We start from the raw sequence: 12,223 nt of genomic DNA on the forward strand, positions 1-12,223 counted from the left end.
AACATTTACTCATTTTCCTCTTCAATAGGTACAAAACTCAAATTACTTTTTCCAAGATCTTTTGAAGTAGCCACAGCGATTCCTCTCTGAAATTCCTCATTTACGGCACAATAGAAATGGTAAACCACCCCATCTTCTTTCACTACAAAAGATTTGTGTGCAAAAACTTCATCATAAGGTTCAGAAGAAGCTATCAGATCTTCTCCCTCCCAATCTTTCCAGTTGATAAGATCATTGGAAACCGCAAAACGGTTAAAGGCTCCATCTTTCCAGAATGCGCCAAAATAAAACATTACCCAGGTATCATTTATTCTTTGAATGTAAGGATCACCGGAGATCCCCGTATGATGATTAATAAGAGGCTCCTCCCCGTAACGCTCCCAGTTTTTCATATCGTTTGAAACGGCCATAGCAATCCTTTCTGCTCCTCTTCCAGGATTTAGACTATCCCCCCGGGCATTGTAGTACATAATAAATTCGTGCCCGGTCTCCCCCTGGAAATCCCTGATCACGCTTTCCTTATACATGGTACTGTTATCATACCATGCCGCATCTTCATCATTAGGCGTAAGCACAGGTTCAGGCAAACGCTTGAATTCATGCGGATGCGTGGGAATTGTATCGGTATAGGCCATCCCAATGGAAAGCGTTCCTGCTTCATAACCTTCACTATCCCCGCCGAAATAACTCATCCAATATTTATCATCGTAAGTTGTCCATTCATAACTTCCTCCCCAGGTTGGATCCTGCAGCGCTATATATCCCGCTTTCTGATTTCTATCCCATTGTGTAGTATCTTCTGAAAAAGACATTACTTTGCCTAAATGCTCCCATTCAAGCAGATTATTACTCTTAGCCAGCCACGTCTCGTAACCCCTACCGGCATAGATTAGGTAGGTCATATACCACGTATCTTCATGTTTAAAAACGCTCGGACAATCCATTTTATAAGAATTATCCTCTGGGACCATCACCAGTCCATACTTATGGGGAGTTTTGATTTCATTATAAATCTCCTCCATTACCGCATCGGTAATTTCTCTTTTTTTATAGGATGTTTTTTCAGGCTGTGAGGAACAGGAGACAATCAGTATGAAAACTGCCAAAAATAAAAATCCGGTATAGTACTTTTTCATTTACAGATAAATTAAACTGAAATTTCAGACAGGAATGCAATATAAGGTTATGTTAATTTCCTACTATCCTGTACTTACTTGAATGAAAAAAATCAGAAAATTTTAAGTTTCGGGGCAACAAGGACACTACAGGACAGTTTAGAAGTTTAAATACATTATGTTTATGCAGATGTTAATTTTTTATTAATAATATCTTATTTTTCCCATATTTCCTGAAAACTTTACTAAAATATGGCTTGTTCTATTAATTCAGTTGGCAAAGAACATACTATTAGAACATATCTGTTCCTTATTGTCATTTTTATAGGTTTTTCAGCAATTTCACAAGAGGTCTCATTGAAGGGAAAAGTTGTGGATACGTCCGGCGCATTACTTGGCTCCGCAACGGTTTATCTGGAAAAAATTGCAGACAGTAGTTTGATTGGCTATACCATTTCTAAAGCTAATGGTGAATTTGAGCTATCTGAAAAGACTACGGAAAGAAAAGCGAATCTGTATATTTCCTTCGCCGGTTTCCAGACTTATCAAAATGTAATTGAATTAAAAGAGGAAGTCGACCTGGGTAATATTATTCTCGATATCCAGGAAAACAGCCTTGATGAAATTTTCCTCACAGGAAAAGCCCTCCTATCAGAATAAAAAAAGATACTATAGAATTTAATGCCGATTCATTTCAAACCCGTCCGGACGCCACCCTGGAAGATTTGATGAAGAAACTGCCTGGTGTGGAAATTGACAGGTCGGGAAATATTACCATGAATGGCACACCAATTAGTAAAATTATAGTTAATGGTGAGGAATTCTTTGGTGATGATCCTCAAATAGCTCTAAAAAATTTACCTAAAGAAATCGTTGATAAAATCCAGGTTACCGATACCAAAACAGAAGCACAGGCATTTACCGGCGAAGATGGCGATTCTAACAATAAAACTGTCAATATCACCATTAAAGAGGATAAAAATAAAGGGTATTTTGCCCGTGCCACCGCTGGCTATGGCACAGATGACCGCTATGAAGCAAGTGCAATTTTCAACTATTTTGACGATGAGTTACGAACAAGTATACTGGCAAGTTCGAACAATATTAACAGTTCAGGATTCAGCTATGATGAAACCTTCGGAATGATGGGTAGAAGCGCAGCAGCAATTAGTGGAGGCCCAGGAATCACTAAGTCTGAATCTGCAGGTATAAATGCCGCTAATAAATGGAAGAATAAATGGGGGTTCAAGGAGGTTGAGACCAGTGGAGATTATTTCTTCGGAAGAAATGATACCGAACAGCGATCTGAATCTCAAACCGAATACCTTTTACCGGATTCAAGATATTTCAGAAATACAGAAAGATCCAGCAACTTCATTAATGACAGCCATCGCGGAAATGCCGAATTTGAGATTGAATTCGATACGCTTACCAGGATTTCAGTCAAGCCAAAAATAGACGCAAATTTTGCGGAGTCGTACAGCCAGAGTTTTTCAGAGTCACTGGACGAGAACAGAAATCTCGTCAATAATACCGAAACAGCCCAGAATGGAAAATCGGAAAGTTTAAGATTTGAAAATCAAATCGGTTTTATTAAAAAATTCGGAAATAAAGGAGCTTTTTTTAGGCTGGGATTCAGCAATAAACACGAAAATCAAAATAGTGAAAGTCTTTATTATTCGGAAACTACATTTTTTGAAGAGGAAAATAACAGGATTCAGGTACAGGATCAATTCATCGATCTGGAAAATAAGGAAGACGCATACTCCCTTGAGGCCAGGCATAGACTACCTGCTTCAGAATCGCTTTCTTTTGATTCCTCCTACGATTTCGATTATAGTTATGCTACAAATAAGCGATATGTATATGATTCTGAAAATAACGATGGGAACTATAATAGCATTAATGATACGTTAAGTAATGATTTCAGTGTACTCAATAGAATACATGCTCCAAGATTTGGATTGAATTACGAAATAATGGATTGGGAGATTGAAGCCGATTTAGGCTTACTGCTCACACACCTGGAAAACGACAATTTGTTTCAGGAAACAACTTTTGAGAATGACTACACTAACCTCAACGTGAGTATGGAAATTAAATATGAGCAACAAGGAGAGCCTTATTACTCACTTGATTATGAAACAAGCACAGAAATTCCCTTCATTCGCCAGCTTCAGCCCGTTGTAGACCGAACTGACCCTTTAAATATTATCATTGGAAATCCGGAATTAAGGCCTACTTATAGGCATCAAATCAATCTGCAATACCGTAATTTTAATTATAATACCAGCAGCGGTATTTCCAGTTGGCTTTGGCTTAATTTTATTGAAAATGATATTGTTTCAATCAGTACTATAGATGAAGATCTGGTAAGGGAAACCCGCTTTACAAATATTGATGGCTCAATAAATGCACACGCCGGTGTGTCCTACAATAAAGGAATAAGAAAAGAAAATAAGCAATATAATTTCAGTTTAAGCCTTAGTGGATCCTACAATAAAAATTTGGGCTTTACCAATGGAATAAAATATCAGTCTGAACAATATTCTTTTAATCCGTCTGTACGGCTCACTTATGTAATAGAAAAAGTTTTAGAAATCAATCCAATATACGGATTGACCTATCGCAGTTCCGTTTATGATATTAATGCTGAAAGAAACGAGAATTTTATTAATCACCAGGTAGGTTTAGATTTTACAACCTACTGGCCTGAAAATCTAATTTTCGCCAATGATATCTCTTACCGCTATCTTGAGAACGTGGCCCCTGGCCTTCAAAATTCTTCTATACTCTGGAACCTAAGTTTAGGCTATCAGTTTTTTGAAGATAAAGCTACCATAAGGTTTAAGGTTTATGATTTATTGGACCAAAACATACAGGCGATGAGAATAATAAATAATGATTATATAAGAGATTCGAACGATTTGATATTAACCCGATATGCCATGCTGAGCTTTTCCTATAAACTAAGCAGTTTTGGCGGAAGATCAAGACCATAAGCCAAGTTCTTTGTTAATATTTAATAGCAAATTTTAAAAATTTCTGCCCCTTCCATCTTAAAACAGAATGATCAACTTCAGGAAATTAATATTTTGAAGAGCTTTTTATTTTCAAAGTGCAACCCAAATAACCCTTATCTAATTATTTCCTTTTAATTGTAAGGAATATTAATTTTTCGCAGTCTTGTACTTAGTTGAGAATCTTCAAATTTGTGCATTTACTTTCCGCAATCTCTATCTAATTATAAAACTTATACCCAATTCGTGAACATCTAAAATTATTTCAAGTAGGTACAGGATACTTTAGAGAGAAATTGGGGTTAAATTGATGCCTTCTATAATACTCCAAAATTTAATATTAATCCCCTGTAAATAAATAAATACTTAATGGGATACGTACCGTTTACTTCGACCAGCATATATTGGGCATTAATATTTTCAATAATTTTATTTCTTACCTCATCTGTCTTAGCTCAGGAGGTCACAATCCGCGGGAAAATATTAGACGAGGAAGGAGCCGCTCTGGAATCTGCAACCATTCACCTTGAGACGGTAAAAGACAGCAGTATGATAAGCTATACCATATCCAAGGAAAATGGCGAATTTCAACTAAAAGGTCGTACTACCGAAAACCAGGGAAATTTATTTATCTCCTTTGCAGGGTTTAGCCCCTATCAATCTACACTAGAACTAAAGGAAAATGTCGAAATTGGTACTATAACATTAAAAATACAGGAGAACACTTTAGATGAGGTTATGATTACCGCAGCAAGCCCTCCTATTAGAATAAAAAAAGATACCACTGAGTTTAATGCTTCATCATTTCAAACACGTCCCGATGCAAACCTTGAGGAATTAATGGAAAAACTTCCCGGAGTAGAGATCGACCGTGAAGGTAATATCACTATAAATGGAACTCCTATCTCTAATATAATTGTGAACGGGGAAGAATTCTTTGGAGATGACCCGCAAATTGCACTTAAAAACCTGCCAAAGGAGATCATTAATAAAATTCAGATTACAGACACAAAAACCGAATCTCAGGAATTTACCGGAGAATCGGGAGATTCCAACAATAAAACCGTAAATATCACCATTAAGGAAGATAAGAATAAGGGATATTTTGCCCGTGCTACTGCCGGAATTGGTACCGATGAACGCTACGAGGCAAGTGGAATTTTCAACTATTTTAAAGATGAATTAAGAACCAGTGTCCTTGCAAGCTCAAACAATATAAACAGTTCCGGTTTTAGTTACGATGAGACTTTTGGAATGATGGGCCGCAGTGCCGTAAGAAATGATGGTGGAAATGGAATCACAAAATCTGAATCTGCCGGAGTAAATGCTGCCAATGAATGGAAAGAGAAATGGGGCTTCGAGGAAGTAGAAGCCAGTGGGGATTATTTCTTCGGAAGAAATGATACAGACCAACGATCCAGTACTCAAACCGAATATCTTCTCCCAGATTCAAGATACTTCCAAAATACCGAAAGATCGAGTAACAATATCAACGACAGTCACCGCGGAAATATTGAATTTGAGATTGAATCTGACACGATGACGAGATTTTCTATAGAGCCCAGGATAAACGCCAATTTTCGGGAATCGAACAGTCAGAGTTTTTCAGAATCCTTGGATGAGGATAGAAACCTTGTGAATAATACCGAAACAAATCAAAATGGCACCTCTAAAAATCTCGATTTTGAGAATGAGATCGATTTCACCAAAAGGTTTGGTAGCAGGGGTGCGTTTTTAAGCCTGGAATTCTCAAATAGCCATGAAAATCAGACCAGCGAAAATTTTTACTATTCAGAAAGTACATTTTTTGAAGAAAACAATGAACGCATCCAAATCCAGGATCAGTTTATAGATGAAGAAGATAAACAGGACTCTTATTCATTTGAAGCAAGGCATAGATTACCTTTTTCAGAATACCTTTCTTTAGATTCGTCTTATGATTTTGATTATGATTATTCTACGAACAAAAGATATGTGTATGATTCTGAAAATAATGACGGTAATTATAACATTATCAATGATACGCTAAGCAACGACTTTAAAGTAATTAATCGCAGGCATGCTCCCCGGGTGGGTTTGGATTACGAGAAGGATGCCTGGGAATTGGAAGCCGACTTAGGCTTATTGCACACACAGTTGGAAAACGATAATCTGTTTCAGGAAACCTCCTTTGAGAATGATTATACAAACCTAAACCTTAATCTGGAAGTTGAATACGAAAGAGAAGGTAAATCAAGTTATTCTATCGATTATCGAACCGATACTGATATTCCATCTATTCGGGAGCTGCAACCTGTAGTAGATCGTACGGATCCTTTAAATATAATCATAGGAAATCCGGAACTGCGACCTACATACAGGCACGACATTAATTTGCGATACCGTAATTTTAATTATGACACCAGAAGTGGCGTTTCGAGTTGGGTTAATTTCAATTTTATTGAAAACCATGTGGTATCGGTAACCACTATCGATGATGATCTGGTACGGGAAACCCGTTTTACCAATATTGATGGATCTATGGATGCAAACGCCGGGGTGTCCTATAGCAAAAGATTTAAAAAAGAAAATGAAGAATTGCGGTTTCGTGTTCGGCTTAGTGGATCCTATGATAAAAATCTCGGTTTTACCAATGCCACAAGATTCCAATCTGAACAATATTCATTTAATCCTAATGTGCGTTTCACCTACCTGATAGAAGATATTCTGGAAATAAATCCAGTATACGAATTATCCTATCGAAGTTCTGTTTATGATATCAATGCAAATAGAAATCAAAATTTCACCAATCACCAGGCCGGATTGGATTTTACCACTTACTGGCCTGAAAATCTGATTTTTGCCAATGATATTTCTTACCGTTATCTGGAAAACGTCGCTCCGGGCCTCCAAAATTCGACGATCCTTTGGAACTTAAGTCTTGGATATCAATTCTTTAAGGATGATGCTTCTATTAAAATAAAGGTTTATGATCTTTTAGATCAAAACATTGAAACCAGACGAACTATAAATGATGATTATATCAGGGATTCCAACAATTTAATTCTCACACGTTATGCAATGTTTAGTTTATCTTATAAACTCAGCAATTTTGGAGGAAGGTCGTGATAAGGATATTAAAATTTTAATTTTTTAAATGGCTTTGGTTTAAGACATGATGCTGGAATCTAGCCTTTTATTATAGAACTAATCCTCTTTCATTCTTGAAGGAATTTCATATTTAAAATATTCTATTTCCTTCTCATTTTGGTTCCAAACATTTCCTTCTACCAGGTTTCCATTGTTATATAAATCTTTCCTTTTTAAGTTACCATTCTTCCAATAATCCACTAAAGGACCATGAAGTACAGAATTTTTCATTTTGATTTTTAAGCTGAGCTGACCATTATCATAATATTCTATATACTGTTCTACTTCAAATTCCTTTGTTTTCTTATAAATCTCATAGTTAAATAATTTCTGGGATTTTAATTTTCCATTAGAGTAGAAATCTTCTTGAATCAATAGTGGATATGGATCCTCCCCATCAGTAACAATTTGAGAATATGAAGCTGATGATACTGTTATCATTAATAAAACACATATTATTTTCATTGGTCAATGTTTTAAATTAAAAATATAGATTTCTGGAAGCTAATAATTTACGAAATATATTGTGTTCAACTCAAATAATGTTTCACAGTCGTATTTGTCCCTCTCTCAAAATGTAATAGAACTTAAAAATACGAATCTCCTATTTCAAATAAAGATCGGCAAATTTTAAATATTGCCGCCAGTCATACGAAGTAATATCATGGCTCCCGACACGAATATGGTATCCCATCCCGTCCTGCATTACTGGGCGATCTACCTTCGGAAATGAAACTTTTCTAAAAGCTTTTCTTCCGAAGAGATTATAGACCGGAGAAGCATATTTAGCGGAAAGAAATTCCCCTTCGGGATCTGAACCGGGGTCGCCCTCTGCACTTCCAATATAAACCGGTCTTGGCGCAATTAAGGATATAACCATATGCTGATCGAAAGGCAAAGCTGCTTCATTGTTATTGAACTGTTTAAAGCTTTGACTGAACCAGTGCGGGTTTCCATTATTCAGCCTTGCAATATCTTCCCCTACCTTTCTTTTAGACAACGCAGCGCCACCCCCACCCGATTCATTGCTGATCACCATAGCAAACCGCTGGTCTTTTGCTCCTGCCCATAAAGCTGCTTTTCCCATTCTGGAAAATCCTATTACTGCAATTTTGTTCGCATCGATATCCTTATCAGTTTCAAAATAATCCATACATCGGCTTAAGCCCCATGCCCAGGCTCCAATAGTGCTGAAATTATCCTCCCGATTTTGCAGTTCCGGATATAATGCATGAATGCCATTTTTAAAATCATCGTGATAATCGGGATCAAGATCACCTGCATAAACCGTTGCCACTCCATAGCCTTTTTCCAAAATCATTTCAATAGGCCAACGGTTGTTAACCGCACCGCGAGACTTCTCGGTGGAATGATTTTCTATGGAACCTCCTGCTCCAATCCAAACCCATTTATCTGAAAGCCGAATGGCAGGATCAGAGTTTACCGCATGATTTCCCTGGAAGTTCAGGCCGAGAAATAATGGCACCGGTTTTTTGGCATTTTTCGGTAAATAAAGTAATAGGTCTAGCAGGTGATAATCGGTTTTTCCTGAAATATAAATCGCCACCTGCTTGCGAATAGCTTTTCCATTTAAAGCCTCATCAGATTCGTCAAATAGAATAAATTTCAGATTTTCAGGAACATCAGGAGCTGTACCATACATTAACTCCTCTGTCATTTTCAGAATTTCCGGCCTGCGTTTATTTAACCATTCTCCTTTAGTTGAAATCGGCGATCCATCATCAGCTAGTAAAAGATCGGGTAAGTTATATTCTGCAGCCTGTTCCTTCTGAGAGAAAACAGTTATAAAGTTCAGAAGAAATGATATTAAAAATAAAACTTTCATATAAGTCCCTTTTCTTCCAATCTTCTCTTCAATCTTTTATAGTTTTCTAAATCAACTTCATCTTTTGATTTCTTTTCCTGGCGCCTAACATTCACTGGCTCAGAATTTTCAAATATATCCTTTACCCTTATAATAATTTCATCGCCTATTCTCAATGAAGAACGGTGCCAGTCTATATTTTCATTATAATTTTCGTTTTCAGTATTTAATCCGGCAAAATCGAGTTCAAGAAGATCTTTATGCTTCGTTAGAATAACTGTTACCACACCTTTTTCCAAAGCTGCCTGAAATGTTTCTCCCTTATTAATTACTTCAAAGCCTGTCATTTATTTTTAAGTTAGGTTCAATTATAAGAAATCATTTTACCAAGCATTAATCATTAATAGCTAAAATAAATTATAAAAAGCACCATCATATTATTTCCGTTTGCCCTGGTTGTTATAAATATTTCTTTCCCAGTTTGCAGGCTTGGTGGGCTCTGTATTTTTAAACTGAATATTCCTGATGGAGTCACCTTTCATTTCAGCAAAAATCTCTCCGCCGTTTACATTAAATTCGACATCCTCAAAAAGCACATTTTGAAAATTCTGAAACATCATTAGGGAATCATTGCTCGAAACCTTTATATTTTTAAAAACAAGGTCATGTGCATCAGAAGCCGTAAAAAAGTCGTTGGTATGATTTACCTGAATGTTTTTTAAGGAAACATTTTCCAGGGGTGATTCAGGAATCCCGTATATCTTCACAAAAGTTTCGGCATTGTCAACTAAAATATCCCTGATTTTCACATTTGAAAATTTTGGTGTAAGATCATTTACTTTCCTTAGCGGTAGCCTATTGGCCAATTCCCCAACATACATTTCCTGACCCAGCATATCCCATTTAAAGGCAGTTCCACGAAGGTCCATCCTTATACGTTCATAAATAAAATTTTCACCTCCCCCACCGCGAGGTCGTCTTGTCTTAAACCTGATTCCAACCGTGGTGTTATCGAAAACGCAGTCGTGCATGTATATATTTCTAATTTTTCCGGCAGTTTCACTTCCAATGGTTATCCCTCCATGACCTTCCTTTGCCAGACAATACCGGATTACTACATTTTCAGTAGGTTTATCAACTCGAATTCCATCTTCACCCCTACCCGCTTTCATGGTAAAACAATCGTCCCCGTTATTTAGGGTTGAATATTCTATCAGGACATTCCTGGAAGAAACAATATCAATCCCGTCACCTTTAGGAATCCCCACCGAGTTCACAGTAACACCCCGAATAATAACATTTTCACAATAAACGGGAACAATGTTCCAGAAAGCCGTGCGTTCCAAAGTCACCCCTTCAATATAAACGTTAGTGCATTTTGTGGGAGATATAAATGAAGGCAATAAAATTGATTCCCCATTATAGCCTTCATAAACCCTTTCTTCTACCGGTTTTTCAAGCGGTACAAATTTTTCAATCACATTTTCAGTCATCTCCTGATCACGGATAGAGCCTTCACCAGGACCATATAAAGTTCCACTGCCGGTAATGGCGATATTATCTTCTTCATAAGCATAAATACAGGCTCCGAGAGACATCACTTCCACTCCGCCATGACGGGTAAAAACAGCAGGTCGAAAATCTTCAATTTCTCCACTGAAATATAGTTCAGCTCCCTTTTCCAGATGTAGATTCACATTGCTTTTCAGAATAAGCCGCCCGGTTTTCCATTTTCCTGACGGAACGATCACCTTACCACCGCCTTTTTCACTAACCTCATCAATCGCGCTTTGAATTGCCCCAGTACTTAAAATTTGCTCCTTCGCCCCGTTTTCAGAAATATTGATGCTGAAGTCGGGGAATTCAGGTTTATTAAGTTGAGGCATTTCAAAGGGTGCTGCAATGGGTGCAATGCTATCCGGTAAAACTTCCGCTCCAACCTGATTTTTAGTCAGCAGTTTGTCTAAAGGAAAGTTTTCTTCTGTAGTTTTTTTTTGCTCATTTTCTGCACATGCAAAAAATATAAGAGCTAAGAACACTATTAAAAACTTAAAATATCGGACGGTCAAAATCATCTTTTTCAGTTTAAATTTTTTCGGGATCAATTCCTCCTTCAGCACTTGAAATATAAGCAGCTTCTACTGCTGCCATGGTGTGGATACAATCTTCCACACTATTATCGGGAATATAAGAATTGTCCTTTTTCACCTTAAACATTTCCTCCATGGAGCCAATGAAGGCATGCGGAAACCAGGTGCCGTGAATTTTCTCTTCCCGCCAGCCTTGCTTATCATCAAAAATGATATATTCAAATTTATCATCCTTCCCCTTTGGATAAGCTTTTAAAACACCAATTTCCATTCTTACAGCCCCTTTAGTCCCTTCAATTTTAATAAAGGAACGCTGGTACTTTTCGGCATATCCGTGATTATGATTGGTGAGGATATTGGCTCTTTTAAACATACCGTAATCCATTATGATATTGCTACGAACTGAAGCAAGTTTCTCACTGGCCGGGTGCTTAATCGTTTTGGCATAAACTTTTTCAGGGTTGCCGAGAAACGACCGTACCAAATCCATATAATGAATGCTATGATACAAAATCTCCATCCTGGGCAGCGATTTTAAAAAATCCCAGAGATGCCAGGGTGTAAATACATTTACATTAATTTCGATATCGCAAATCTCACCAAGCTTATCTTCCGAAATTAATTCCTTTGCCTTAAGAATAAAAGGTGCGTACCTAAGCTGAAAATTGATACCTGCCTTGAGCTTTTTTGTACGACATAATTCCAGAATCTGCCGCGCCATTACCAGATCTTCGCCCATCGGCTTCTGAATAAGGATCACGGAGTTGTCGGGGATTTTATTCAGTACGCTCAAAATTTCCCGTCCCGGAACGGCAAGATCGAACACTGAATTTTCAGAAGAAGCCTTTATAGCTTCTTCCAGTGACTTGTGTACCTGCGGTATTTTATATTCTTCAGCTAGTTCTTTTGCTTTTTCAAAATTCAGATCAAAAATACCAGCAACCTTAAAACCGGCAATTTTATAAGCCGGGAGATGCGCATCTTTCACGATTCCACCTGCGCCGATAATAATAATGCTTGGTTCCTGATTCACGTTTTAATATT

The 12,223-nt window shown here is 37.3% G+C and carries 9 protein-coding genes; 3 read left to right on the plus strand and 6 right to left on the minus strand.

Going from position 1 to position 12,223, the window contains the following annotated elements:
* Nucleotides 1-5 precede the first annotated feature (5 nt).
* Nucleotides 6-1,136 carry a glycoside hydrolase family protein gene (locus tag RM539_RS13530; protein ID WP_311503947.1) on the minus strand — a complete coding sequence of 377 codons (1,131 nt, stop codon included), beginning with the start codon at nucleotides 1,134-1,136 and terminating at the stop codon, nucleotides 6-8.
* A gap of 231 nt (nucleotides 1,137-1,367) precedes the next feature.
* Here RM539_RS13530 and RM539_RS13535 point away from each other — a divergent pair, with 231 nt between their 5' ends.
* The 3 genes from RM539_RS13535 (at nucleotide 1,368) to RM539_RS13545 (ending at nucleotide 7,243) form a co-directional block, all read left to right on the plus strand.
* Nucleotides 1,368-1,775, plus strand: a complete 408-nt coding sequence (locus RM539_RS13535) for a carboxypeptidase-like regulatory domain-containing protein (protein WP_311503948.1) — start codon at nucleotides 1,368-1,370, stop codon at nucleotides 1,773-1,775.
* 68 nt (nucleotides 1,776-1,843) lie between these two features.
* Nucleotides 1,844-4,117, plus strand: a complete 2,274-nt coding sequence (locus RM539_RS13540; protein ID WP_311503949.1) for an outer membrane beta-barrel protein — start codon at nucleotides 1,844-1,846, stop codon at nucleotides 4,115-4,117.
* A gap of 387 nt (nucleotides 4,118-4,504) precedes the next feature.
* Nucleotides 4,505-7,243, plus strand: a complete 2,739-nt coding sequence (locus RM539_RS13545) for an outer membrane beta-barrel protein (RefSeq protein WP_311503950.1) — start codon at nucleotides 4,505-4,507, stop codon at nucleotides 7,241-7,243.
* Between the two features lie 78 nt (nucleotides 7,244-7,321).
* Here RM539_RS13545 and RM539_RS13550 read toward each other — a convergent pair whose 3' ends face one another.
* From RM539_RS13550 to RM539_RS13570, 5 genes are all read right to left on the minus strand, one after another.
* Nucleotides 7,322-7,729, minus strand: a complete 408-nt coding sequence (locus RM539_RS13550; RefSeq protein WP_311503951.1) for a toxin-antitoxin system YwqK family antitoxin — start codon at nucleotides 7,727-7,729, stop codon at nucleotides 7,322-7,324.
* A 139-nt stretch (nucleotides 7,730-7,868) separates the two neighbouring features.
* Nucleotides 7,869-9,110 (minus strand): glucuronyl esterase domain-containing protein, encoded by a 1,242-nt coding sequence (locus tag RM539_RS13555; RefSeq protein ID WP_311503952.1) that lies wholly within the window; start codon nucleotides 9,108-9,110, stop codon nucleotides 7,869-7,871.
* Nucleotides 9,107-9,436 (minus strand): hypothetical protein, encoded by a 330-nt coding sequence (locus tag RM539_RS13560; protein WP_311503953.1) that lies wholly within the window; start codon nucleotides 9,434-9,436, stop codon nucleotides 9,107-9,109. The genes RM539_RS13555 and RM539_RS13560 overlap by 4 nt, the downstream gene beginning before the upstream one ends.
* A gap of 90 nt (nucleotides 9,437-9,526) precedes the next feature.
* Nucleotides 9,527-11,164: a glycoside hydrolase family 28 protein gene (locus RM539_RS13565; RefSeq protein WP_311503954.1), complete on the minus strand. Its 1,638-nt coding sequence runs from the start codon at nucleotides 11,162-11,164 to the stop codon at nucleotides 9,527-9,529.
* A 10-nt stretch (nucleotides 11,165-11,174) separates the two neighbouring features.
* Nucleotides 11,175-12,212, minus strand: coding sequence for a Gfo/Idh/MocA family protein (locus RM539_RS13570; RefSeq protein WP_311503955.1), 1,038 nt, complete (start codon nucleotides 12,210-12,212; stop codon nucleotides 11,175-11,177).
* Nucleotides 12,213-12,223: the final 11 nt, after the last annotated feature.

This window comes from Autumnicola musiva (genome assembly GCF_031846585.1).
Lineage (GTDB): Bacteria > Bacteroidota > Bacteroidia > Flavobacteriales > Flavobacteriaceae > Autumnicola > Autumnicola musiva.

Coding starts and splice junctions, on each gene's coding strand:
- RM539_RS13565 (WP_311503954.1), bottom strand. CDS start 11,164: ATGATTTTGACCGTCCGATATTTTAAGTTTTTAATAGTGTTCTTAGCT.
- RM539_RS13560 (WP_311503953.1), bottom strand. CDS start 9,436: ATGACAGGCTTTGAAGTAATTAATAAGGGAGAAACATTTCAGGCAGCT.
- RM539_RS13540 (WP_311503949.1), top strand. CDS start 1,844: ATGAAGAAACTGCCTGGTGTGGAAATTGACAGGTCGGGAAATATTACC.
- RM539_RS13535 (WP_311503948.1), top strand. CDS start 1,368: ATGGCTTGTTCTATTAATTCAGTTGGCAAAGAACATACTATTAGAACA.
- RM539_RS13545 (WP_311503950.1), top strand. CDS start 4,505: ATGGGATACGTACCGTTTACTTCGACCAGCATATATTGGGCATTAATA.
- RM539_RS13550 (WP_311503951.1), bottom strand. CDS start 7,729: ATGAAAATAATATGTGTTTTATTAATGATAACAGTATCATCAGCTTCA.
- RM539_RS13555 (WP_311503952.1), bottom strand. CDS start 9,110: ATGAAAGTTTTATTTTTAATATCATTTCTTCTGAACTTTATAACTGTT.
- RM539_RS13530 (WP_311503947.1), bottom strand. CDS start 1,136: ATGAAAAAGTACTATACCGGATTTTTATTTTTGGCAGTTTTCATACTG.